General features: G+C 58.7%; 23 protein-coding genes and 1 tRNA gene. 15 read left to right on the top strand and 9 right to left on the bottom strand.

Features of this window, described 5'->3' with window-relative positions; translation table 11 throughout:
* The first annotated feature begins 62 nt into the window (after positions 1–62).
* From purB to ACWNRM_RS12820, 10 genes are all read left to right on the top strand, one after another.
* Positions 63–1,394: an adenylosuccinate lyase gene (gene purB, locus ACWNRM_RS12775; RefSeq protein WP_485171176.1), complete on the top strand. Its 1,332-nt coding sequence runs from the start codon at positions 63–65 to the stop codon at positions 1,392–1,394.
* A gap of 98 nt (positions 1,395–1,492) precedes the next feature.
* Positions 1,493–2,881: a sugar porter family MFS transporter gene (locus ACWNRM_RS12780; RefSeq protein WP_485171177.1), complete on the top strand. Its 1,389-nt coding sequence runs from the start codon at positions 1,493–1,495 to the stop codon at positions 2,879–2,881.
* Positions 2,882–2,991: 110 nt separating this feature from the next.
* A complete protein-coding gene (gene purC / locus ACWNRM_RS12785) occupies positions 2,992–3,756 on the top strand; it encodes a phosphoribosylaminoimidazolesuccinocarboxamide synthase (RefSeq protein WP_025886165.1) in 765 nt (254 codons plus the stop codon).
* Positions 3,753–3,995, top strand: a complete 243-nt coding sequence (gene purS, locus ACWNRM_RS12790) for a phosphoribosylformylglycinamidine synthase subunit PurS (protein ID WP_062164730.1) — start codon at positions 3,753–3,755, stop codon at positions 3,993–3,995. The genes purC and purS overlap by 4 nt, the downstream gene beginning before the upstream one ends.
* Positions 3,992–4,393, top strand: coding sequence for a Rap1a/Tai family immunity protein (locus tag ACWNRM_RS12795; RefSeq protein WP_485171178.1), 402 nt, complete (start codon positions 3,992–3,994; stop codon positions 4,391–4,393). Before purS ends, ACWNRM_RS12795 begins: the two co-directional genes overlap by 4 nt.
* Positions 4,390–5,091: a phosphoribosylformylglycinamidine synthase subunit PurQ gene (gene purQ, locus ACWNRM_RS12800; protein ID WP_023979211.1), complete on the top strand. Its 702-nt coding sequence runs from the start codon at positions 4,390–4,392 to the stop codon at positions 5,089–5,091. The genes ACWNRM_RS12795 and purQ overlap by 4 nt, the downstream gene beginning before the upstream one ends.
* Positions 5,088–7,286: a phosphoribosylformylglycinamidine synthase subunit PurL gene (purL, locus tag ACWNRM_RS12805; protein WP_485171179.1), complete on the top strand. Its 2,199-nt coding sequence runs from the start codon at positions 5,088–5,090 to the stop codon at positions 7,284–7,286. The genes purQ and purL overlap by 4 nt, the downstream gene beginning before the upstream one ends.
* A 3-nt stretch (positions 7,287–7,289) precedes the next feature.
* Positions 7,290–7,520 carry a BolA family protein gene (locus tag ACWNRM_RS12810; protein ID WP_485171180.1) on the top strand — a complete coding sequence of 77 codons (231 nt, stop codon included), beginning with the start codon at positions 7,290–7,292 and terminating at the stop codon, positions 7,518–7,520.
* Between the two features lie 72 nt (positions 7,521–7,592).
* Positions 7,593–7,928, top strand: a complete 336-nt coding sequence (gene grxD / locus ACWNRM_RS12815; protein WP_485171181.1) for a Grx4 family monothiol glutaredoxin — start codon at positions 7,593–7,595, stop codon at positions 7,926–7,928.
* A gap of 166 nt (positions 7,929–8,094) precedes the next feature.
* Positions 8,095–8,406 (top strand): hypothetical protein, encoded by a 312-nt coding sequence (locus tag ACWNRM_RS12820; RefSeq protein WP_485172225.1) that lies wholly within the window; start codon positions 8,095–8,097, stop codon positions 8,404–8,406.
* Positions 8,407–8,658: 252 nt separating this feature from the next.
* On the opposite strand, the gene ACWNRM_RS12825 is transcribed toward ACWNRM_RS12820, so the two are convergent.
* The 3 genes from ACWNRM_RS12825 to ACWNRM_RS12835 are packed head-to-tail and all read right to left on the bottom strand — an operon-like array spanning position 8,659 to position 11,488.
* Positions 8,659–9,033, bottom strand: coding sequence for a YraN family protein (locus ACWNRM_RS12825; protein WP_485171183.1), 375 nt, complete (start codon positions 9,031–9,033; stop codon positions 8,659–8,661).
* Complete coding sequence (hemB, locus tag ACWNRM_RS12830) at positions 9,030–10,028, bottom strand: porphobilinogen synthase (protein WP_485171184.1); 999 nt, start codon at positions 10,026–10,028, stop codon at positions 9,030–9,032. Before hemB ends, ACWNRM_RS12825 begins: the two co-directional genes overlap by 4 nt.
* On the bottom strand, positions 10,025–11,488 hold the full coding sequence (locus ACWNRM_RS12835) for an APC family permease (protein WP_485171185.1): 1,464 nt from the start codon (positions 11,486–11,488) through the stop codon (positions 10,025–10,027). The genes hemB and ACWNRM_RS12835 overlap by 4 nt, the downstream gene beginning before the upstream one ends.
* A 123-nt stretch (positions 11,489–11,611) precedes the next feature.
* Between ACWNRM_RS12835 and glyA the strand changes: the two genes are divergently transcribed.
* Complete coding sequence (gene glyA, locus ACWNRM_RS12840; RefSeq protein ID WP_485171186.1) at positions 11,612–12,919, top strand: serine hydroxymethyltransferase; 1,308 nt, start codon at positions 11,612–11,614, stop codon at positions 12,917–12,919.
* 131 nt (positions 12,920–13,050) lie between these two features.
* Here glyA and ACWNRM_RS12845 read toward each other — a convergent pair whose 3' ends face one another.
* The 3 genes from ACWNRM_RS12845 to ACWNRM_RS12855 are packed head-to-tail and all read right to left on the bottom strand — an operon-like array spanning position 13,051 to position 16,423.
* Positions 13,051–14,079 (bottom strand): M14 family metallopeptidase, encoded by a 1,029-nt coding sequence (locus ACWNRM_RS12845; RefSeq protein ID WP_485171187.1) that lies wholly within the window; start codon positions 14,077–14,079, stop codon positions 13,051–13,053.
* Positions 14,076–15,251 carry an acetylornithine deacetylase gene (argE, locus tag ACWNRM_RS12850; protein WP_485171188.1) on the bottom strand — a complete coding sequence of 392 codons (1,176 nt, stop codon included), beginning with the start codon at positions 15,249–15,251 and terminating at the stop codon, positions 14,076–14,078. Before argE ends, ACWNRM_RS12845 begins: the two co-directional genes overlap by 4 nt.
* 47 nt (positions 15,252–15,298) lie before the next feature.
* Entirely contained in the window at positions 15,299–16,423 is a 1,125-nt protein-coding gene (locus ACWNRM_RS12855) for a DEAD/DEAH box helicase (RefSeq protein ID WP_485171189.1), read from the bottom strand.
* Positions 16,424–16,468: 45 nt separating this feature from the next.
* Here ACWNRM_RS12855 and ACWNRM_RS12860 point away from each other — a divergent pair, with 45 nt between their 5' ends.
* The 4 genes from ACWNRM_RS12860 (at position 16,469) to ACWNRM_RS12875 (ending at position 21,846) form a co-directional block, all read left to right on the top strand.
* Positions 16,469–17,398 carry a mitochondrial fission ELM1 family protein gene (locus ACWNRM_RS12860; RefSeq protein WP_485171190.1) on the top strand — a complete coding sequence of 310 codons (930 nt, stop codon included), beginning with the start codon at positions 16,469–16,471 and terminating at the stop codon, positions 17,396–17,398.
* Between the two features lie 48 nt (positions 17,399–17,446).
* Positions 17,447–19,333 carry a hypothetical protein gene (locus tag ACWNRM_RS12865; RefSeq protein WP_485171191.1) on the top strand — a complete coding sequence of 629 codons (1,887 nt, stop codon included), beginning with the start codon at positions 17,447–17,449 and terminating at the stop codon, positions 19,331–19,333.
* 65 nt (positions 19,334–19,398) lie between these two features.
* Positions 19,399–19,473: transfer RNA gene (locus ACWNRM_RS12870), tRNA-Val, on the top strand.
* A gap of 1,014 nt (positions 19,474–20,487) precedes the next feature.
* Positions 20,488–21,846, top strand: coding sequence for a hypothetical protein (locus ACWNRM_RS12875; protein ID WP_485171192.1), 1,359 nt, complete (start codon positions 20,488–20,490; stop codon positions 21,844–21,846).
* 532 nt (positions 21,847–22,378) lie between these two features.
* Here the strand turns inward: ACWNRM_RS12875 and ACWNRM_RS12880 are convergent.
* The 3 genes from ACWNRM_RS12880 to ACWNRM_RS12890 form a co-directional block, all read right to left on the bottom strand.
* Positions 22,379–22,648, bottom strand: a complete 270-nt coding sequence (locus ACWNRM_RS12880; RefSeq protein ID WP_485171193.1) for a hypothetical protein — start codon at positions 22,646–22,648, stop codon at positions 22,379–22,381.
* A gap of 156 nt (positions 22,649–22,804) precedes the next feature.
* On the bottom strand, positions 22,805–23,731 hold the full coding sequence (locus ACWNRM_RS12885) for a hypothetical protein (protein ID WP_485171194.1): 927 nt from the start codon (positions 23,729–23,731) through the stop codon (positions 22,805–22,807).
* Positions 23,728–24,246: a hypothetical protein gene (locus ACWNRM_RS12890; protein ID WP_485171195.1), complete on the bottom strand. Its 519-nt coding sequence runs from the start codon at positions 24,244–24,246 to the stop codon at positions 23,728–23,730. The genes ACWNRM_RS12885 and ACWNRM_RS12890 overlap by 4 nt, the downstream gene beginning before the upstream one ends.
* Positions 24,247–24,600 lie beyond the last annotated feature (354 nt).

Below are 24,600 nucleotides of genomic sequence, written 5' to 3' on the forward strand. Positions count from 1 at the left end.
AGAGGGCCCGATCCGGACTCTCCGCTCTCGCAGCGTTTTCTTCCCGAAGGAGCCTTACCGTCATGGTGCCACGCTATAGCCGCCCTGAAATGACCGCCATCTGGTCGCCTGCCAACCGCTATCGTATCTGGTTCGAAATCGAGGCGCTGGCCTGTGAGGCCATGGCTGAGCTGGGCGACATGCCAAAGGAAGCGGCGCAGGTCATTCGCGAGCGTGGTGACGCCGCCATGGCAGCGTTCTCGGACGAGGATCTGGCCCGTATCGACGAGATCGAGGCCGTGACGCGTCACGATGTGATCGCGTTCCTGACATGGCTGGCTGAGAAGATCGGCCCGGAGAGCCGCTTCGTGCATCTTGGCATGACATCCTCCGACGTTCTGGACACGTGCTTTTCGGTGCAGCTCGTTCAGGCAACCGACCTGCTGCTGGAAGATCTTGATGCCGTACTGGCCGCACTGAAGAAGCAGGCTTTTGCCCACAAGAACACCGTCACCATCGGCCGCTCGCATGCCATTCATGCCGAGCCGACCAGCTTCGGGCTCAAGCTCGCGGGCCATTACGCTGAATTCGCGCGCAACCGTGAGCGCCTGCTGGCAGCCCGCAAGGAGATTGCCATCTGCGCGATTTCGGGCGCTGTAGGCACCTACGCCCATATCGACCCCCGTGTGGAGGACTTCGTGGCAGCGCGTCTTGGCCTTGCTGCTGAGGATGTCTCGACGCAGGTCATCCCGCGCGACCGTCATGCCGCATTCTTCTGTGCGCTTGGCGTGATTTCGAGCGGTATCGAGCGTCTGGCAGTCGAGGTACGTCACCTTCAGCGTTCGGAAGTGCGCGAGGCGGAAGAGTTCTTCCATCCCGGGCAGAAGGGCAGCTCGGCCATGCCTCACAAGCGTAACCCGGTGCTTTCAGAGAACCTTACCGGTCTGGCGCGTCTGATCCGCTCGCATGTTATCCCGGCGCTCGAAAATGTTGCGCTCTGGCATGAGCGCGATATCAGCCATTCCTCTGTCGAGCGCAATATCGGTCCCGACGCCACGATCGGCCTCGATTTTGCGCTGATGCGTCTGGCCGGCATGATGGACAAGCTCGTGGTCTATCCCGAGCGCATGATGGCCAATCTCGAATCGCTGGGCGGTGTCGTCCATTCGGGCGAGGTTCTGCTGGCTCTTGCTCGCTCGGGCATCTCCCGTGAGGACGCCTATCGTATCGTGCAGCGCAACGCGATGGAGACCTGGACGAAACTCGGCACACCCGAAGGCCGCAGTTTCCGTGAGAATCTCGATGCGGATCCCGAGGTCGCTGGTCGTGTCGATTCCATCGTTTTGGATGAGGCGATGGACAGCACACGACATCTTGTTGCGGTAGACCGCATTTATGACAAGGTTTTTGGTTAACTTCCCACATTGTGTGTTGACCTTGTGGCGTCTAATTGTGGAAGTAACGTGTTTGTAATCTCAAGCACGTTCATCCAGACCAAGACGAAAGCTGACCAATGGCTTCCACATCGCGCCCACGAGGGCATGCACTAACCAACTTTATCGCCGTTATCGCGGCGACGGGCGGCCTCCTTTTCGGGTATGATACGGGTATCATCTCGGCCGCCCTGCTTCAGCTCACCCCGCAATTCCAGCTGACCACGGAAAGCGCTGAGATTGTCACCTCGGCCGTTATTCTCGGTGCGCTGATCGGTTGCATCTCGGCAGCGCCGCTTTCGGATCGTCTGGGTCGTCGTCGTACAATTATCGCTGCGGCAACGCTGTTCCTCATCGGAACGGTGATCGTGACCTTCGCGCATACAGTCGCCATCCTGACCTTTGCCCGTCTCATCCTTGGTCTTGCCATTGGCGCCTCATCACAGATCGTGCCGATCTATATTGCCGAGATCGCGCCGCCTGAGCGCCGCGGTTCGCTCGTGGTCGCGTTTCAGTTTGCCATCGCCTTTGGTCAGCTTATCTCCTTCATCACCGGCTACCTGCTGCAGGACTACTCCTGGCGCCTGATGTTCGGCCTGGGTGTCATTCCGGCGGTCATCCTTTTTGTCGGTATGCTTTTCCTGCCCAACAGCCCGCGCTGGCTGGCCATGCAGGGTGAGTTCGAGCATGCCCGCACCGTTCTGCGGAGTGTCCGCCGTACCGATGACGAAGCTGACCGTGAACTGCAGGAAATTCAGGATCAGCACGACGAGAAGGCCCCGCTTTCCGAAGTGTTCAAGCCCTGGGTTCGTCCGGCCACCATTGCAGCCGTCGGTATTGCGCTGCTGTGCCAGCTCACCGGTATCAACGCGGTCATGTACTACGCACCGACCATTTTTGCCGATGCTGGCTTTGGTCAGTCATCCGCGCTGCTGACCTCGGTTGCGGTCGGTGTCTCGATGGTTGGCACGGTCGCGTTCGGCGGCTGGGCTGTCGATGCCTGGGGGCGTCGTACCCTCATGCTTCGCATGATCCCCGGTGCGGTTGTCTCGCTCGTTCTGCTGGGCTTCATGTTCTTCACTGGCCAGACGCATGGCTGGGGTGCGTTTGTGACTGCCGCCGCCGTGGTGGGTTATGTCGTATTCAACGTCGGCAGTCTTTCAGTGGCGATCTGGCTGGTGGGTGCCGAAGTGTTCCCGCTTTCCTGTCGTGGTACGGGCATGAGCCTTGTTGCAGCGAGCCACTGGGGCGCAGATCTGATCATCTCGCTCACGACGCTCAGCATGGTGAAGGCCCTCGGTGCTGGCGGTACGTTCTGGCTCTTCGCGGCTGTGAATGCCGTCTCCTTCTTCTTCGTGCTGCGTTATGTGCCCGAGACACGGGGGCGTTCGCTTGAGCAGCTTGAAGCATCCCTGCGTGACGGCACCTTCGCGCCCATCGCTCGCGCCAAGGCCGCTGCTGCCAAATAAGACGACATGCGCTCTCCTGTCATGTCGACAGGGGACGATCATGGGTATGAACGGCGTTGCTCCGCTGCTATATGCGGGACAACGCCGTTCACCGTTTTTGAAAGATCGTCATGGCACGCCGTCGTCAGCTCTATGAAGGAAAAGCCAAGATCCTGTTCGAGGGGCCAGAGCCCGGCACACTCGTTCAGTATTTCAAGGATGATGCCTCCGCCGGCAATGGCGTGAAGAAGGGGATCATCACCGGCAAGGGCGTGTTGAACAACCGCATCAGCGAACACCTCATGCTCCGCCTGCATGAGATCGGCATTCCGACCCATTTCGTCCGCCGTCTGAACATGCGCGAACAGCTGATCCGCGAAGTCGAGATCATTCCCCTTGAGGTTGTGGTGCGCAACGTGGCTGCGGGCTCGATCGCCAAGCGTCTTGGTCTTGCCGAAGGCACGCGTCTGCCCCGTTCTATTCTCGAATATTACTACAAGAACGATGCGCTCAACGACCCGATGGTGTCTGAAGAGCATGTCACAGCTTTCGGCTGGGCCAATGCGCAGGATCTCGATGAGATCAATGCCTACGCGCTGCGCACCAATGATTTTCTCACCGGCATGTTCCAGGGCATCGGCATCCAGCTTGTCGATTTCAAGCTCGAATTCGGTCGCCTGTGGGAAAACGACGAGATGCGTATTGTGCTCGCCGACGAAATTTCTCCCGATAACTGCCGCCTGTGGGACACCAAGACGAGTGAGAAACTCGACAAGGACCGTTTCCGTCGGGATATGGGCCGTGTTGAGGAAGCTTATCAGGAAGTCGCTCGCCGCCTTGGCATTCTGCCCGAGGCCGGGAACGGCGATCTCAAAGGACCGGAGGTCATGCAATGAAAATTCGCGTCAATGTCATGCTGAAGGAAGGCGTGCTCGATCCGCAGGGCAAGGCCATCGGTCACGCCCTTGAGGTGCTGGGCTTTGCCAATGTCGGCGAAGTGCGCGTGGGCAAGACCATGGAACTCGAGATCGCGACCGAAGATCGTGAAAAGGCGCTGGCCCAGGGTGAGGCGATGGCTCGTGAGTTGCTGGCCAACCTTGTGATTGAGGACTTCGCTGTCGAGGTTGTTGGATGACCCGCAAGCTGGCTCTTCTGGCGGCAGTTGCTCTTGCACTGCCAGCAGGCGGCCTGGCCGGTGTGGCTCAGGCTGACGAGCATCGTCTCTCCTCCATGCAGGCCGGTCGCTTTGGGGCCATCTGCTCCAAGCCTCAGGGCAAGGCCGTTTGTGATGCCTATATTGCCGGCATGGCCGATTCAGGTGCGCTTTCGGCCCTGAACGCCAAGAGCAATGGCGATAGCGGCACGGTAGTCGGTTTCTGCGTCCCTGACGCCGAAACCACCGATGCCATGCGTGGCAAGGTGCTGTCCTGGCTCAAGGCCCATCAGGACGTCCTGAAATACCCGGTTGGTAAATCCGTTTTTGCGGCACTGCACGAGGCTTATCCGTGTTCGGGCCAGGGAGGGATGCCATGAAGGCCGGTATCGTCGTTTTCCCCGGCACGAACCGTGAGCGCGACATGGAGCAGGCGCTTCGTCTCGTCAGCGGCAAGGCGCCCACCATGCTCTGGCATCGTGATACGAGCCTGCCCGATCTGGACCTGATCGTCCTTCCGGGCGGGTTCAGCTTTGGCGACTATCTGCGTTCGGGCGCCATGGGTGCCCATTCGCCGATCCTGCGCGAGGTGCGTGCCTTCGCCGAGCGCGGCGGGTATGTGCTGGGCGTGTGCAACGGGTTTCAGATCCTGACCGAAGCCCAGCTTCTGCCAGGGGCGCTCCTGCGTAATGCGGGGATGCGTTTCCTTTCGCAGGACGGGTTTCTGCGCGTCGAGACGCAGGATACGGCCTTCACGCGTGACTGGTCCAAGGGCGATGTCTTCCGTGCGCCGCTGGCTCATGGCGACGGCAACTACACGGCCTCGGAGGCCGAGCTCGATCGCCTTGAGGGCGAGGATCGCGTGGCTTTCCGCTATGTCTGTGCCAAGGGCACGCTCGATGCTGCGAACCGCGTCAGTAACCCCAATGGCAGCCAGCGCTCCATTGCGGGCATTCTGAGCGCCAACAAGCGCGTCTGCGGCCTGATGCCCCACCCTGAAAACCTGGTCGATCCCGATCTTGGCGCGACAGATGGCGTGCCTCTGTTCTCGGGTCTGGTGAAGAGTCTCGTCGCATGAGCATGATCGTCAACGCTGAACTCGCCGCCCGCTTTGGTCTCTCTGCCGAGGAATACCAGAAAGTTCTGGACATCATGGGCCGGGTGCCCAGCCTGACCGAACTCGGTATCTTCTCGGTCATGTGGTCGGAGCATTGCTCCTACAAATCATCGCGGGTGCATCTCAAGACCCTGCCCACCAAGGCCCCCTGGGTCATTCATGGCCCCGGCGAAAATGCCGGCGTTGTGGATATTGGAGACGGTCTTGCCGCTGTCTTCAAGATGGAGAGCCACAACCATCCTTCGTTCATCGAGCCCTATCAGGGCGCGGCGACTGGCGTGGGTGGCATCCTGCGCGATGTGTTCACGATGGGCGCGCGCCCCGTTGCCAATCTGAACGCACTTCGCTTTGGTGACCCGTCGCTTCCTGTGACGCAACGCGTGATTGATGGCGTGGTGCGTGGCATTGGTGGCTACGGTAACTGTGTCGGTGTGCCCACGGTAGGCGGTGAGATCAACTTCCACCCGGCCTATAATGGCAATCCGCTCGTCAACGCCATGACCGTTGGTATTGCCTCGCAGGACAAGATCTTCCTGTCTGCTGCGGCAGGTATCGGCAATCCGGTGGTTTATGTCGGCTCCAAGACCGGGCGCGATGGCATCCACGGCGCTACCATGTCCTCGGCGGAATTTGACGAGCATGCCGCCTCCAAGCGTCCGACGGTGCAGGTGGGTGATCCGTTCACCGAGAAGCTGCTGATCGAGGCCTGTCTCGAACTGATGGCGACAGATGCTATCGTCGCGATTCAGGATATGGGCGCGGCTGGCCTCACATCCTCTGCCGTTGAGATGGCGGGCAAGGGCGGTGTCGGTATCGAACTCGACCTCGACAAGGTGCCGCAGCGCGAAACCGGCATGACGGCCTATGAAATGATGCTGTCGGAGAGCCAGGAGCGTATGCTCATGGTGCTCAAACCCGAACGCACCGACGTGGCCCGCGCCATTTTCGAGAAGTGGGACCTCGATTTTGCCATCGTCGGCGTGCTGACCGATACGGCGCATATCACGGTCAAGCATCTCGGCAAGACGGAGGCGGATATTCCGCTTGCGCCACTGGCTGATGAGGCACCGCTCTACGATCGTCCCATGACGCATGCGGAAAAGCCGGCGCGTCTGGGCACAGTGGCCGATCCTGCGGGTGTCGAGCATGCCCTGCTGACTCTTCTGGCCTGCCCGGATCTCGCATCGCGCGCCTGGGTCTGGAACCAGTACGACAGCGGCGTGGGTGGCCAGACGGCCCGTCGCCCCGGTGCGGCCGATGCTGCCATCGTTCGTGTCGAAGGCACGAAGCGCGGTCTTGCCATGACCACGGATTGTACGCCGCGCTATTGTCAGGCTGACCCGCATGCGGGTGGGGCTCAGGCGGTTGCAGAAGCCTGGCGCAATATCACGGCAACGGGTGCGCTGCCGCTGGCCGTGACCGATAACCTGAATTTCGGCAATCCCGAAAAGCCGGAGATCATGGGTCAGTTCGCCGATGCCATCAAAGGCATGGGTGAGGCCTGCCGTGCGCTGGATTTCCCGGTCGTGAGTGGCAATGTCTCGCTGTACAACCAGACGAGCCATCCCAGCGGTCTGAGCCAGCCGATCCTGCCGACGCCGGCCATCGGCGCAATTGGTGTGATCGACGATGTGACCAAGGCGATTGGTCTTGGCATGCCTGAGCAGTGCGAGCTTGTGCTGATTGGTGAGATCCGTGGTGAGCTCGGCCAGTCGCTCTGGCTGCGTGAAATATGCCATCGCGAAGATGGTGCCCCGCCGATCATCGATCTTCACGCCGAGCGTCGCAACGGTGACTTCGTGCGCAAGATGATCGGGGAAGGGCGCATCGAGGCCTGTCACGACATCGCCGATGGCGGATTGCTTGTGACCGTGGCGGAGATGGTCATGGCGAGTGGCGTTGGCTGTCATCTTGACAAGCCGCATCATGGCACCAGCCTTCATGCCTATTACTTCGGCGAGGATCAGGCCTGCTACGTGGTGGCCACCAGGCATGCCACCGCGTTGATCGATGCAGCTGAAAAGGCTCATGTGCCAGTGCGCCATCTCGGACGTTCAGGGGGTGATTCACTGGTTCTGACCGACGGTATGAGCCTGTCGGCCGAGCGTATGCGCAAGGTCAATGCCGAGTTCTTCCCCAAGCTGATGGAGCGCTGAGCCATGCCAATGAGCGCCGAAGAAATCGAACGCACCATCAGGGCCGCCCTGCCTGATGCCGTGATCGAGATCCAAGATCTCGCGGGTGATGGGGACCATTATGCTGCCACCGTGACCAGCACCGCTTTTGCGGGGCTGCCACGGGTGCGTCAGCACAAGCTCGTCTATGACGCGTTTGGCGGGCGTATGGGGACCGAGCTCCACGCTCTGGCCCTCAAAACACAAACCCCCTGACAATCGAGACCAGTTGGGTCTATAATTAGGTGATTATTGACCCAACGCGCATCTTGCGCACAGGAGCGATCCATGGCCGAAGCTAGTTTCCAGCAGATTCAGCAGCTTATCGACAGCAATCCTGTCATGCTTTTCATGAAGGGTGACAAGCTGTTCCCGCAATGCGGCTTTTCCGCGCGCGTCGTTCAGATCCTCGGGCATATGGGCGTCGATTTCGAGACCGCCAATGTGCTTGCAAGTCCGGAACTGCGCCAGGGCATCAAGGACTTTTCACAGTGGCCGACGGTGCCGCAGCTCTACATCAAGGGTGAGTTCATCGGTGGCTGCGATATCGTGACCGACATGTTCCAGAGCGGCGAACTGGAGTCTCTGCTGGAGGAAAAGCAGATCGCCAAGAAGGTGTCCTGATCCTGCCTTGATTGCGCCATAAATAGCGCGTGCTGCCACGGTTTTGTCTTAAACTGTGGCAGTATTGCAACGGCAGATTTTCTTGTAAAAAAATCTTCCCAAGGCCTCTTGTTGTACTTTCACAGTCCTGACTAACGTGGCCGAAATCATTCAGGGGGAAGAAGAAATGCGGCGTCTATCGGGTCTCAAACTTGCAGCTTCAATCGTCGCCGCAGGGGCTTCCTTTGCCTCACAGGCTGCCAGCGCAAGAGAGATTACCGATTGGGAAGCCTCCAAGCTCACGCTTGATGCCCTGACCGCCACTCCCGTCTATCACCGCCCCGTCACCACCTATACGCACCACCACCACAGCGCAGCCGTTCATCAGGTGGCCGCCCGCCACGTGTCAGCGCCGTCGCGTCGCGCCCTCGTCCACACCGTGGTTTATCACGCCAAGGCACCGGTAAGCGGCAAGCATCACGCCCGCCGTCACGGCTGATCGCCTGGGGGCGTTATCGTGCCCCACCAAAACTGCTTTCCTGCGCGGGTGACATCCTATCCTCCCGGCAAGGCCATTTACTGGAGCCGGTCCCCGCTACTGAACTCCAGTTGCCAATCAGTCCGTTATCTTGGCGTTTCCCGCCGATCATTCCCGACCTTCATGCTGCGCAGCCGCAGTCGCTCCTGAAAGGCTTCTATCTCGGCTTATGCAGATCCGGGGCAGGGGTAACAGGGTCGCTCGACGGCAAGTCTAACCGTCCCTCAGAATATCCTCGATCCATGCCACATTCCCAGCGATGTCATATATCATGAGGTCGCACCGGGTGTTTTCGCGTCGCCATGACGGCTTCGTCTGAAGAAGATACTCCGCAGCGGCCAGTAGACGGCGCTGTTGGGGGAGCCTCAGGGCGTAGGCGGCCTCATCCAATGTTCGGCGCTGCTTGACCTCGACGAACAGGACAAGACTGTCATTCGCCGCTACGAGATCGATCTCGCCATATGGCGTGCGGCATCGCTCAGCAAGAAGTACGTAGCCCGCGTTTGCGAGCGTCTTGCGCGTGTGGGCCTCTGCCGCCATTCCGGCGGCGAAAGCCCTGCCGCCACGCCTTTGGCGCGCGGTCGTCACAGCCTGCTACGGAGCAACCTTGCAGCCTCGACAGCGAAATAGGTAAGGACGCCATTGCAACCGGCACGCCTGAACGCAAGCAGGCTTTCAAGTATGGCGCGATCACGGTCCAGCCAGCCATTCTGAATAGCCGCCATCAGCATCGCGTATTCACCCGACACCTGATACGCGAACGTCGGAACGGCGAAGGTTTCGCGTACCCGATGGATGATGTCCAGATAGGGCATGCCGGGTTTGACCATGACCATATCTGCGCCTTCCTGGATGTCGAGCGCGACCTCGCGCAGCGCTTCATCGGAATTGGCAGGGTCCATCTGATAGGTTTTCTTGTCGCCTTTGAGCAGCCCCCCGGACCCCAAAGCGTCACGGAACGGACCATAGAAGGCGGAAGCATATTTGGCCGCATAGGACATGATGCGCACGTTGTCGTGCCCCGCCTTGTCCAGAGCGGTGCGTATCGCGCCGATGCGTCCATCCATCATGTCAGACGGGGCAATGATATCGATCCCGGCTGCGGCCTGGTTGATGGCTTGGAGGGCCAGAATCTCTACCGATGCGTCGTTGACGACGTAATTGCCCTCGATGAGACCGTCATGGCCATGATCGGTGTAGGGGTCGAGCGCGACATCCCCGATCAGGCCGAGATCAGGATACAGGCGCTTGATTTCACGCGCCGCCTTGCAGATCAGGTTATCCGGGTTGGTGGCCTCACGGCCCGTTGCATCCCGGATGTCTGTCGGGGTGATTGGGAAGAGGGCCACGGCAGGGATGCCGAGCCCGATGGCCTCAGCCAGATGAGCCTCAAGCAGATCCACGCTCACACGTTCGACCCCGGGCATGGAGGCGACACTGCTGCGCTGCCCTTTGCCGTCACAAACAAAGATCGGCCAGATGAGATTGTCGATCGTCAGCGTCGTTTCGGCCACGAGGCGACGTGTGAAACCATCGAAGCGGTTACGTCTTGGACGGCTGAGTGGAAAGGATCCGGTGATCATCGCGTTGTTCCCTCGGCAGTAAGCTTGCTCTTTTTGATACCATACAGCGCATAAACAACCAGTCCGGCGACCAGCCAGACCACCATGCGTAGCCAGGTGAGCGCATCGAGCGACACCATGACCGCGAGGCAGCTCAGGATACCGCAGACCGGGGTAAAGAGCCCGCCCGGTGCGCGAAACGCGCGGGGGCGGTTTGGCTCACGGATGCGCAGGATCAGGACACCCACGCAGACCAGCACGAAGGCGAGCAGGGTGCCGATTGAGGTCATGTTGCCGAGCACCGAGATCGGGACCAATCCCGCCAGCAGGCAGGTCACCACGAGGAAGATCAGGTGAGACACGGCTGGTGCCCGCGTGCGTGGGCTGAGGCGGCCGAATATCGCCGGTAGCAGGCCGTCATGAGACATGGCGTAGAACACGCGCACCTGACCCATCATGAGCCCCATCAGAACCGATATATAGCCAAACAGGATGCTGAACTTGAGCGCGCCCTGCAGCCAGAACAGATGGGTGATATCGATGGCCGTTGCCACAGGGCTCCCATCGCCCTCGAGCTGGCGATAATCAACCACACCGGTCAGCACGAAAGCGAAAGCGATATAGATGATGGTGCAAATGAGCAGGCTGCCCAATATGCCAACAGGCATGGTCCGCTCGGGATTGCGCGCTTCCTGCGCCGTCGTAGCGATGATGTCGAAGCCCAGATAGGCGAAGAAGATCATGCCAGCAGCCCGCATGATGCCTGAAACGCCAAAATGGCCGAACTCGCCCGTGTTAGGGGGAATGAAAGGGGTGAAATGCTCGGGTTTGATGAAGGGCGAGCAGAATATGATGAAGGCGCCGACCACCCCGAGCTTGAGCACCACGACCACGGCATTGATGCGGGTGGACTCGGAAATGCCGCGCAGCAGAAGCATGACGATGAAGACAATCGCGGCCATGGCGGGAAGGTTGACCCAGCCATGGGCCATGCTGCCATCGGGCAGCTTCACCATGCTCATGGGGGATGCCATCCAGCGCGGGTCCGGATGCAGGTTCCACTGGCCCAGAATCGAGGCCAGATAGCTGGACCAGCTCGAGGCAACGGCTGCTGCCCCGACGGTGTATTCCAGCACAAGGTCCCAGCCGATCACCCAGGCAACCAGCTCGCCAAGCACCGCATAGCTGTAGGAATAGGCCGAGCCTGCAGAGGGGATCATGCTGGCCAGTTCGGCATAACAGAAGGCAGCAAATCCGCAGGCAATGGCGGCCACCACGAACGCAAGTATGACCGCGGGTCCCGCATTCTGGGCCGCAGCAATGCCTGTCAGTGAAAACAGGCCAGCCCCGACGGTTGTGCCCACCCCAAGGGCAATCAGTGAAAACGGTCCGATAACGCGGTGCAGGCCGTGTTCGCCTTTTTCGTCGCTTGCCACGTCAATCGGTTTGCGCCGCCACAGGGCGGCGAGGGGCTGGGCCATTCAGTCTTCCTCTAAAACAACTCTCCCGCGCTAAACGGGTTGGCGGCGGGGGGAAATCTGGGATATTGCCCATCGTGATACGCCATTTTCCGCGTCTGTGCGCCCCCTCCGGGAGAGAAAAGAATGACTACTCGCGAGAACATGTCCCCCCAGCACGATTTCTATCATCGCGGTCTGAATGAAGCAGACCCCGAGGTGGCGGAAATCATCAACGCCGAACTGATCCGTCAGCAGGATGGCATTGAACTGATCGCATCCGAGAACATCACCTCTTTTGCCGTTCTTGAGGCGCAGGGCTCGGTCCTGACCAACAAATATGCCGAGGGACTGCCGGGCAAGCGCTATTATGGCGGGTGCGTCGATGTCGACCGCGTGGAAAATCTCGCGATCGAGCGTATCAAGGCGCTGTTTGGCGTCGAGTTTGCCAACGTGCAGCCCCATTCTGGCGCAAACGCCAATCAGGCCGCGTTCATGGCGTTGGGCAAGCCGGGTGACACCGTGCTGGGCATGAGCCTCGCCGCTGGTGGACACCTGACGCATGGTGCTGCGCCGAACTATTCGGGGAAGTGGTTCAACGCGGTGCAGTACGGTGTCCGTGCCGAGGACGGAACCCTCGACTATGAGGAAATGGAGCGCCTCGCACGTGAGCACAAGCCGACGATCATTGTCGCAGGTGGCTCGGCTTATCCCCGGCATATCGATTTTGCACGTTTCCGTCGCATTGCAGACGAGGTGGGCGCCTATCTGATGGTGGACATGGCGCATTTCGCCGGTCTCGTCGCAGCGGGCCTTTTCCCGAGCCCCGTGCCCCATGCGCATATCGTGACCAGCACCACACACAAGACGCTGCGCGGCCCGCGCGGTGGCATTGTGCTTACGAATGATCCGGACATCGCCAAGAAGGTCAATTCTGCCGTATTCCCGGGCCTGCAGGGCGGTCCGCTCATGCATGTCATCGCTGGCAAGGCTGTGGCCTTCGGCGAGGCCCAGAGCGAGGCGTTCAAGACGTATCAGGGGGCTGTGGCCGAGAACGCCCGCGTATTGGCCGAGGAGCTTGTGGCGCGCGGCTTCGACATCGTAACCGGTGGTACGGATTGCCATCTCGTTCTGGTCGATCTGCGTCCCAAGAAGGTAACGGGCAAGATTGCCGAGGCGGCTCTCGAGCGCGCCGGGATCACGGCTAACAAGAATGCTATCCCGTTTGACCCTGAAAAGCCGTTTGTGACCTCCGGTATCCGCCTGGGTAGCCCGGCCGCGACGTCACGCGGTTTTGGCGTCGAGGAATTCCGCACGATCGCTCGTATGATCGATGAAGTGCTGAGTGCCTACGGAACGGCAGAGCAGGACAGTGTCGAGCAGCGTGTTCATGACGAGGTGAAGGCGCTCTGCCGTCGCTTCCCCATCTATGATGTCGCCTACCCCGGCGCCTGAGGATAGAAGAGGGAGGGGGGCGATGAGCCCCCTTTTTCTTGTCCGCGTGGGGCGATCATGGCGGATCGTTTGACAGAGTTTCGCCTTGAATGCGTCAAGGGTGCTGTCTGGCTGTCCCGACCGGATCGGGTCTATAGCCTGCGCGCGAGCCTCACCGCGAGTTGCCCTCTGCGCACACACAGATTAGGCATGATGAGGACGCATTGGTCGTACGGCGTACAAATTTCGTCATCACCGTCCAACGCGATAACCGTGCCCGCCTTTTCGATTACCTGGCCACCAAGATAACTCTCGGTAAACCCGAAACTGGCGCTTCTGGCGACGACATTGTCGGTCACCATTGCCTGACGTGAGGCGGTGACAGGCTCGCCCCGGCTGCCCCAATGTACAAACCCTGCATTTTCGACGAAGTGACGAATGACGCGTGCGCTAGTCTCGACCGTTTCCGGTCGCCAGTGCTGGCCTGCCTCAAGCAGCACGCTACGCCCCGTGCCGCCGGGAGCCATGAAACGCTCCTGCTCGATCAGCCTTGCGCCTCCCACATGCCCCAGATCGGTCAAGGTCAGGAAGGGCGTATCGGCTTGCGACGAGAGGAGACCCGCCAGTGTGATGGAGCGCTCTGTCTGCGGCGAGATGAAGAGAGGTGACGAGTCCCACAACATGGAATGGAGATCGAGCAGCATGTCGCTGCGCTGGATGACGGGCAGCAACTCCTGTGCCCGCTCCATTTCAATCGAACCGGGCTTCTGGTTCAGCCTCTCGTTGGACCAGACACGGTTGAGGTCCTCACTGATGAAGCGCGAAGCCGTCGGGTTTGCGGGGTCGAAGCGCTCGAAGGCGGTCATATTGGCAAATACGATGCGCAACGTGCCGCAAAGGGGCCTGATATCCTCCCTGAGCAGACGATCGGCAGCTGCGGCGCCAGCGAACTCATTGCCGTGAATGAGGGAAATCACCGCGATTTCCGGCCCCGGCACGGGGCTCTCGCGCTCGATGACACCGGCTATCCCGTTATTGCCGGCCCGCCACGGTGAGAGATCGGGTGGGTCGATCAGGATTGGGAATTCCGGAAGGCGACGCGGCAGCGCCAGGCTGGGCAGGAGGCGCTGCCGCCGCCTGCGGACAGGGTGATGATCACGCGGTGATGCCCCGCAACTCATGCGGCAAGACAGACCTGTCTGACAAGGCGGTCGATCATGGTTTCACATCGCGCCAGCTGGTCGATTGTGATCCATTCATCGGGTTTGTGCGCCTGGGCGATATCACCGGGGCCACACACGATCGTCTCGAGCCCGGCCTGTTGGTAGATACCGGCTTCCGTCCCGTAAGAGACATAACCTGCACTGTTGCGCCCCGTAATCTGCTGCAAAAGCGAGACGAGGGGCGATGTGGGTGAGAGGTTCAGGGGCGGGAGGTCGACAAGGGGCGTCAATGTCAGCCCGCAAGATGGATCGGCCTCGCGTAGGGCTGCGTCGATTGGCGCAAGACGCTCCGTAATGGACTGGAAGATTGCGGCGTTGTCGTCACCCGGTACGGCACGCCATTCGAGCTCGAAACTGGCTTGTTCGGGCACGATATTCAGAATGCTGCCACCACTGGCGAGCCCGACCTGCATGGTCGTGTGATCGGGCAGGAAACCGCTGACATGGGGGCCATCGCGTTCAAAAGCGTCGCTCATATCCGCAAGTGCTGCGATGGCACGCCCCATGGCGTGAAGCGCGTTGACGCCTAGCGCAGGCTGGGAGGAATGGGCAGGGCGGCCCCGAATATCGACGCGCACCGTGAATCGCCCTTTATGGGCGATGATCGGTGCGAGCATGGTCGGCTCACCAATCACGCACAGATCGGGCATCAGGCCGCGTGAGATGACATCCTCGATCAGATAGCGGGCACCGTTGCAGGTGATTTCCTCGTCGAAAGTGAAGAAGAGATGGACAGGCTTGCGCAGGGACAGGCTTCGGATCCGGGGTATGGCAGCCAGCATGGCGGCCACAAACCCCTTCATGTCGGTGGCGCCGCGCGCGTAGAGCCTCCCGTCCTGCCGGGTGAGGCTGAAAGGATCACGAGACCAGTCCTGTCCCTCGACGGGCACACAATCGACATGGCCAGACAAGGCCAGACCACCGGGCGCTTCCGGGCCGATAATGGCATGCAGGTTCCATTTGCCGTCTTCTGGCCCACGATTGCGCGTATAGGGCACATCCTGCTCATCGAGCAGCGCAGTAATCCAGTCGATGAGGGGCGCATTGGCATGACGGCTTGTCGTATCGAACGAGACAAGCTTTTCCAGAATCGCAATGATGTCCATCGTCTGGGCCTTGGGAGCGGTCATCGGGAGAGTTTAGACCCTGCCTGTCGAAAACCTCAAGGCCGTGTAACTCAGGAAACGATGCTGATACGGTAGCCGATCTCCTTTTCGATCGCTCTCAGCAAAAGCCGCTCATCACGCGTGCAAAAGGACAGCGCCGCGCCGCGCTTGCCTGCCCGCGCCGTGCGGCCAATGCGGTGCACATAGGTTTCGGCCTTCTCGGGCAGATCGTAATTGAGGACGAGCGCCACATCATCGATGTCGAGCCCTCGCGCTGCGACGTCCGTTGTAAGCAGAATCATGGAGCGCCCGCTGCGCAGGGCCTCCACCGCCTTCTGGCGTGCGCCCTGTGCCAGATCGCCATGCAGCGTTGTGACGGGCAGACCTGCCTTGCGGAGGTGCTTTCCAATCTGGTCCACCGAAGCCTTTGTGCGCAGGAACACGATCTGGCGTCCCTCGGTTTCGGTACACAGGCGGGTGAGGGTGGCCAGCTTTTCCTCGGCCTCAACAAACATGGCGCGCTGCTTGATACGACGCGGCGTGACGGTCTGGCTCTCGAATTCAAGCGTGACGGGTTTGTGAAGCAGGCGACTGGCCAGGGCGCGACCCGTGGGTGGCAGCGTGGCAGAGCACAGCATGGCCTGACGTTCCTGCGGCAGATGCAGGATGATATCATCCATTGCCGCGAGGAAATCCTCGTCGAGCATCTGGTCCACCTCATCCACGATCAGCATGCTGACAAGATCGAGCCTGCAGGCGCCGCTGGCGAGAAGGTCGATCAGGCGGCCAGGGGTGGCAACCGCAATATCCACGCCCTCTGCCAGCGCCTCGATCTGCGCGTCCTTGGGGAGGCCGCCGCAGAGCAGACGCGTGCGAAAGGGCAGGCGTCTGCCGATCTGGCGGCATACACCCGCGATCTGGGTCACGAGCTCACGGGTCGGGGCCAGAATCAGTACACGGGGTGCGCCGGGTTGCCGTTCCGCGCAGAGCGACAGAAGGCGCTGGAAGGCGGGCGCCGCATAAGCCGCGGTCTTTCCAGAGCCGGTCTGTGCCACAAGAAGCACATCGCGTCTGTCATTCAGCTCGGGCCAGACACGGGTCTGCACCTCATTGGGTTTCTCTATGCCCACTTGCTTGAGGCCCGCGCTGACCAGCGGGTCGAATGGAAAGGCGGCAGGATCTTGAACATCACTCATGGGTGCTTCTTGCCAAAGTTCTGCCGGTAGAGGAATTACCGAGTTATGAGTGTAGCCATCATTGCTGAAGATTTTGCCGGAATGCGCGCCCAGGCAAGCGGTCTTGTCGAGCGTGCGGGGCTGGAATGGCATTTTCATCCTGTGCGGATCGGGGGAGTCTGGCGCCGTATCCCCACGAGATTCTGCCCCGATCCGCTGCGTGCTACGGCACCGATTGTGCTGCCGGGCGACACCCGCCTGCTTGTCAGCGTTGGCGGGACAGGCGGGGCAGTCGGGGCAGCGCTGAAAAAGCGCACCGGCCTGCCGCTGGTGCAGATACAGAACCCCCGCATGGATGCGGCTCGCTTCGACCTGATTGTGGCCAATGTTCATGATCGCATGGCCGGACCCAATGTCGTGGCGGCCCGAACCGCCCTGCATGGCGTGACCCCTGCCAAGCTGTCCGAAGCCCGGACCCTGTGGGAAAGCAGGCTGCGAACAGGCAAAAAGGCCCTCTTGTCCGTTCTGATTGGCGGCGCGAATGGCCGGTTCAGTTTTGGCGTCAATGAAGCTGCAACACTTGGTGCACAGCTTGCCGGGATCGCCCGGACGCAGGATGTAACGATTGCCCTTACACCCTCACGCCGAACCGATCCGGCAGCTTTGGCGTTTTTGCGCGAGGCGCTGGATCCGTCACGCGCCATGATATGGGACGGGCAGGGCGCTAATCCCTATCTCGGTATGCTTGCCTGCGCCGATATGATTGCCGTGACGACGGACAGCGTGTCGATGATCTCGGAGGCCGCCGCCACGACAGCACCGGTCTTGATCATTGATCTGCCGGGGCGTTCAAGGCGTATCCGGACCTTTGTCGAGACGCTGGCCGAGGCCGGGCGCGTCCGTCCGTTCACGGGGGCGTGGGAGCCGTGGGCTATAACGCCGCTTGACGATACCGGCAGAGCGGCCGATGAAATGCGTCGGCGTCTCGCTCTCTGAACAAGGAGTGGCGGGGTCCGTAATAAAGAAAACGGGTACAGGACGACCATGCTCGATATCATCACCTTCGACGCTCAGGGCGGCGGAAACATCCTCTACAAGGCGCTTGCGCATCCCTTGGCGAGCGAGGCTCTGAGGCGACTGGAAGCGACACTGGCGGCTGGAGGTGGCTTTGCGGTTTATGACCCGGGCAATGTGCTGCGTACGCTGGTCGCTCTGTACCCCGGACTCACGCCTTCCTGCGGTGTCTACACGCACGACAGCGAGCAGGTGGGCAAGGATGATGGGCTGGGCGGCGAGAAGCTGGCCCTGACGGACCTCTCTTCCTCGGACGCCAGGCAGGTGCTCGCTCTCTCCTTCGAGCATGAAAAGATGGTGTCGCGCCTCGCGCGCGTCACCCATGCCGATCAGCAGATTTTCTCGCTGGAGCCTGCAAAATTGCCGGACGCGATGCTGAGCAATCCGCGCAATTATCTCGATAAGCACAATTTCGCGACAAACTTTGCGTTCTTCCGTGATGATGAGCGCTTCAGCACCCGGCTCGTCACGGCGAATTACTGGTGCAATTACGACGCAACCGATGTGCGTTACTGGTTCCGCCTTTATGACGACAAGGGCGAAATCCTGGCTGAATGGGAAGAGGAAATTCCTGACGCACCAGCCGGTATCGTTGTGGACAGTGCCGTGGTGCGTTCACGTTTCGATCTGCCGGCGTTCTGCGGTCAGCTTTTTGTTCATGTGCTTGGCGCCCGCGGACATGATGTCGTGAAATATGCGCTCGACACTTACGGCAAGAATGGTGAGCCCAGCCTCTCGGTCACCCATGACGCCAATGCCTGGCCATCACCGCGTTTCGCGACGCTGCCGGCACCGCGGCCCGGTGAGACGCTGGTCCTCTGGATCCAGAACAGCCACGCAACGCCTATTCCGGCGGGTGCCATTACACTCAACCAGATGGGCGAGGAGACGTCTTTCCCGGTTGCGGTCGAGGTTGGCCCATTCTCTACCTATGCGCTCGATGTGGGCGCGCTTGTGAAGGATATCGCCTGGCCGGCCCAGCTTGAGTTGCGTTCGGGGAATCACATCGTACGGCCACGCTACGAGATCACCGAAGGGGCCCTGACCCGTATTGCCCATCTGAACGTGGAGCGTCGTGACCTCGCACCTGAACCAGCGTTGCGCAAGCTGCCGCCTTCGATGGGCCGTGGGTTTGTGTTGCCTTTCCCCATTCTCGACCCCAAGCGCTTCACCAGCGTGATGCAGCCGAACCCGATGTCGGAAAAGATCACCAGCCTTCCGCTGCGTCTCGATGTTTTCGATGATGAAGGGACACTCATCACTCAAAAGTTTCTGGGTAATCTGCCGCGCAATCATGAGACAGCAATTGCCCTGCATGAGCTGACTGACTGCGCTGGCCATGCCGACCTCGTGTATGATTTCCGCGACGGTGGCGAGGGGGATGGCTGGATGCATGCCCTGATGCGCTACGAGAACCGCGAGAATGGTCACGCGGCCGAGACCAGCTTCGGCGGGCATATTTTCAATACGCTGATGACGTGGCGTAGCGAGCCGCAATCCTACGCCGGTCCGCCGCCGGGTCTCACGACACGCCTTTTCCTCAAGCTCGGTCAGGAGGGCCATGAAAGCTTCTCTTGCCTGATCCATCCGGCCTCGGTGGAGGGGACAGCGCCCTCAGAGACGCTTCTGCATCTCTACTCAAACGATGGTGTCGAGCTGGAGCGCCGCAGGATCAGCATCAATCCATCGGGTTCGTACATGGTTTGGCCGCATGAGATCTTTGGCGCTGAAAAGCTGGCCGAGGCAGGGATTGGCGGCTATGTGCTGATCCGTGATCTGAGTTGCCGTCTGTTCGGCTATCATGGCCAGCGCAACGCTTCAGCAGGGTTCTCGCTCGACCATATGTTCGGGTTCTGATTTTTTTTGCATTTTCCGCCTTGCCGCGTCATCGGGCCTTTGCTAGAGACGCGGCACCGCAGGATGGGTGCGTAGCTCAGCGGTAGAGCACTGCCTTCACACGGCAGGGGTCACAGGTTCAATCCCTGTCGCACCCACCATCCTCACCCCGAGAAAACTGCCGTTTTTTGAAGATAGTGGGTGCGTACACTGGCATTGTTCCGGTCTAAACCAATTTACTGCCGATTATTTCTTCGTTGTGTTGATAGGCAGGGGTGGCTTTGGGGCCGCTCTTTGCCTGTATAGTGGTCTTGATTGACTTCGGTATACGCTCGCGTTGTGTTTTAAACTATGGCAGATTTGGACATATCCTCCGAAGAAGACGTGACATTTCTCGTCAGTATGTAGGTCTTGTTTGCATACTGGGGCAAGCCGAGGCGCGTGAACCCGAAGACGACCGGGGTGGAGATGGACGCACTGGCGCAGAAGCTCACCAAGCATCTGAAACGCTCAAACATGTGGCCGCATCGGGACTGAAAGTGCCCGGGCATAAGGCGCCGGATTACTCTGTTGCACGGCGGCGACACGATGGTGCCAGAAATCACCAGTTAAAAATTGTGGTTTATAATCCAATGCAAATAAAAATAAATTCGGCCATATTATGTATAATATAGGAGTATACTCATATGCCGTAATGTAAAAAAACGAAGTTTATTTGAAGTAAAAAATAATTATGGTAATATTTGCGAAAGAAACTTTAATGTATCTAATAATAGATACAATATCGAGTGTCTTTATTTAAATTAGATTACGACCGAATGGACATCCGCTCTTGTCGAAGAAGGAGCAGATACTAGGCTGACTTGAGGCCCATATGCGCGAGTCTAGACTAACGAGCAGGGGGGCAGCAGAGATATCTGACCACGGCAGGATCTATTCCAAATGGCTGAACCCGGATTAGGACCCGGCCGCTGCTTAAGCGCTAAAGCGATATGATGAGTATGGCCTGTGATGCGGCAGATAGACTCATCGAGGTGTTGGCCCTTGCGAGCGTAGAGTTACGATGCGTTGTAGACATATTCTTCTTCAATTATCTTGGCAGGGAGAGTTCGGACGACCGCGGCCGAAATCAATTAGCGCAACCGCTGCGACATCCGAACGCAGCACACTTTTAGTTGGATGCACGCATGCTTTGTTCACGCATTAAGGTTTTGGCCGCCTCAGGCATACTTTTAGCTCTGAGCAATGCGGTACCGCTCCATGCTGCTACAAACGCGCCGAAAATTGGTTTTTTCTCGCCATCTGGCGTGGACACAGGTTACGCAAACAAGATCGATTTTGTTATCGTAAACGTTTATAGTGCAGCCGATCTCGATGCTAAACTTGCTCGTGTCCGTCAGGAAAATCTCAAGGTTTATCTAGATCTCGGGCCCTTCATCGCTGTGCAAAAGCCAAAAAGCGAAATATCAACTTATTATAACGATCCTGAGAGTGGCGGGAATGTGCGAAAGGGATTTCCGCCAGCATCACCAACTAAGCTTCGTTCGTTTTCCCCCGAAATAGACAAAAAACTAGCGTCTATAATAGACGTTATGAAGAGATATGAAGATTGCATATCTGCAATATTTATGGCGGATGAGCCTTATCTAAACGGTATAAAAAAAGACGATCTCGAAAAAGAAGCATTATTAACGAAGGATTTCCTCATAAAAGCTAATTTGAGGAATATAAAGATTGGTATAAATTTCTCTAACGGTATGTTCGATAGGAAATTTGCTCATATCATGAGTAAATCATTTTCAGAATATACAAAAAATATTGATAGCTATGCAAAATCTCTCAATAATAGTGATAGAAAAAATATAGAAAAAGTACGCTTGACTACATACGATCAGTCTGGGAATAGTTATATTGATGGAGGAATACCTAAAGGCTTTGATATATACACGTTCGATAGTTATCTATCCACATTTCTGTTGGATTCGTCATATGATAATATCTTGGATTTCTTCGTAAAGAAGAAAATCATCGATAGTTGTCAGGCATTTTCCGGTATGAAGATGTCCGATTTAAGGAGAAAATTGTCTTTTTTCCGTGATGGCCCTATGAGCGTTACGAAAAAAGACCTCGATAACGATCAGAGATTGCTCACTGAGCTCTATCAGTGCCGCGTTGGAACGCTTATGACCATGCTAAACGCGCAGATATCTTCGGTTGCTCCCTCAGCTCGCACTATGCTGATATCGGAGTCTAGTAACAACGGGGTAATGGAATTCGACTCACATCAGAACCGAGAGCAGGAGCAACCCCAAAAACTGATCGAAAAGAGAGTCATGGAAGAGGTACAACGCGCTTTTCAGTTTTTGGAACACCGCAAAGACTATCGAATAGACTCGATAGCTTTCTTTCTTTATAATGATGATTATGACAAAACTATCAAGATGAATATTGGGGGCGTAGCTTCTATGCCATCCGTCCTCGACTACATATATAATATGCGGGCCGAAAGTGCGCGTAACCGCAGTCAGCGCTGACAAGCCCTCACCTGGCCCCGCAGCGCGATATAGTCGCCGATCCAGCGCACCGTTTGCGGCTTCGGGCCTGCCTGCTATGGGTTACGAGGGTTGGGCAGGGCACGTACTGCACAGACGAGCAGGCAGAGAACACGAGCAGGGCTCAAGAACGATCCATCTCATGCCCTGCTATTCCCGAGCCGCTGCAACACGGCATCTTCGGTTGCTGGCTTGTCGGCCCGAGCGTAGGCCATGGATTGCGCTTTTGCGCCATTGCATCGGTCTGCGCCTTGTCCGCCTAGGATGTGCTGACAGACGCAACGTTCTTTCCAGCGCAGTTGGCGACCAAACTAAGGCATCTTGGGCCGCGACAATGAACGCTACGGCCCTGGCAATGAGGTCAGCTGTCACTCGGTTTGTGCTGCCCCGCTGCTCGTGCCCTTGAAGGCGGCAACGAGCGTCTTGATGGCCGTGAGATCCATAATCGAGTTCTCAAGGGACGCATGATCAGGTCACAGACCTTGCCAATAATGGCTGCGACGATCCGTCAGTTTCAGGTCTGCGGCACAGCGATACCTGAGCGCCAGAGTAGTTCGCGCAGTAGAGAGTTCTGCTGGCGCAGTTCTTCAATCAGGTGGAGGTTTTCCTCTTCGCGTTGTTCGAGCTTGTCCACGCGGGCGTTCAGGCGAGCAAGATCTTCGCGTTGAGAAGCGATGGTGCTGCGAGCGTTGGAGGCCCCAAACCCGATAAGCCATCTTATTGTGAAAAGAATACCCCCAACGACGGCAGCCCACCATGGTTGGGGTTGATAGGCCTCATTCATAAGGAAGCATCCACTGTTGAGGGCAGGCCGCTCGTTCCGCAAGGCTCAGCTTTCGTTGAAGCGAATAAGAGGCGTACGAATTGAGAGCCGGGGAGCGACGGAACGGACACGCTCTGTGACTGAGAGGCTCAACCAGGCGGTTTGCGGCCATCGTAATCAGATTGGAGACCCCAACCCAACCCATCGCCATGCACCCAGAGCATATACGGCAAGATTACCCTTGTTCTGATTGTTGGCATCCCAGTAGCAGGCCAGCGCCATGCCCGAAGGGGTAGGGAGTGCTCGAAGTTCGGCCTGCGTGTAGCATGTCGGGAGATAGTAGCCGCCCTTGATGGCGCCGCTTACACTCCCCCCAATGACGGGCAGATAGGTGCGGGCCGCTTCGTCCTTATCGAGTTTTGGGGCGATCGCAGCTGAGACAGAAGCAGGCGTTGCGTAGCTGTGCGAGGCGGAATCGGTCGTGAGATACGCGCTCAAGGTGTTCGAGAGGCTCGACTTGCTCACGCTCGACCCTTGAAGCGCGGTGATCTGATCGGCTTGGCTGTTTTCAACCTGGGTTGCACGTGCCTGTTCACCCGCGACGGCTGAGGATAGCGCGGTGGCCGTCGCGTAGCGTGAGTCAGCATCTTTCGTTATCAGATATCCAGACAGGACGCCGGACAGGCTTTCGGCGCTGACCGACTTCGCCTGCATGTCCGAAATGCGATTGCCCAAAGCCTGTTCGGCGACGCTTGCCCGGTCGCTCTCGGTCTTCACCGCCTCAGCAATGGCGGAGGACGATGCATAATTTGAGGCGGCCTGCGACACAGTGAGATAGGGCGAGAGTGCCACGCCCAGATCGGTCTTGCTGACAGATTGCAGAGCCAGGCTGTCCAGAGCCTTCTGATTCTGGGCAATCGCATTGTTCATCGTTCTGAGCGTTACGGCGGGTGTGCCATCAGCCAGTCGTTCCGTGCCAATGGCGGTGTCGGGGGACAGGCCATTCGGCGCGATGAAAGGAGGCGCCGCAAAGCATGCTTCGCCCCATAATAGGGAAGTCAGGGCAAGAGCGCCGCGCGCGGTTTCATTGATCTTGCGTGTCATGCCGGGTCTCCTATGCGTGTGGGAATACCTGCGTTGTTGAACCATCCTCCAGCGTCAGTATCGGGCTCGGTAGGGAGAGCCCTCAGCCAGGCATCCATCGTGTTATCGGTTACGACAGGGAGCTGTGCGCCGGGGGACGGAGGCGCACTCGCCGGGAAAAGAGAAGGGCGGGTGCCGATGCATATCTTGGCCTCCACCTGCAGGCTCGCACCGAGGCTGGTTAGGGCGCATACCGTCACAGTTTGCAGGCCCGGCTCGGTCCATTGCAGCCAGGCCGTCGCGATTGTTCCAAACAGGCTTGTCCACGCCTGTTTTGCGGCGGTCCCTGCATCGAAGCGGAAGGAGGAGATGAACTCTCCCGGGGCCAGAAGAGCATCGAAATCAATACTGTAGTCTCCCCCGCCATTGAGGGCCGAGGGTGGCCAGACGAGTTCCGGGTGAGATTTTGGATAGCAGCCCTGACCTGCAGGCTCCCTTACGGGACGCAGGATATTGGCGCTAGGACGCCACGTCATGAATGTACTCCTGGAGGAATTATACAAAACAGCGGTCATGCCGGCGCAGAGCCTCGTACGGCTCGACACCTGGTGATTTGGGGCATGATCAGGCTTGTTGCGGGTTCATCCCGGTTGCCGCGGCCTTATAGGCGCAGCCATGCGGGAAAGGGCGTCTCGCGCGCGGTTGAGGATAGCGCGACAGAGAAGCGATGAAAGTAATTGGGCTATATTTCGGGTTCAGGCCCGATGCTCGTCAGTGATGAGCTGTGCTGGTCAGATTCTGGGTGTCCAGATACTGGCAGTATCAGGTCCAGATAGCATAAATATCTGAAAAAATCTACTTTAGGGAAGCCGTCTGCGTCTCAAACGATC

It is taken from the genome of Asaia sp. A2 (genome assembly GCF_057319415.1).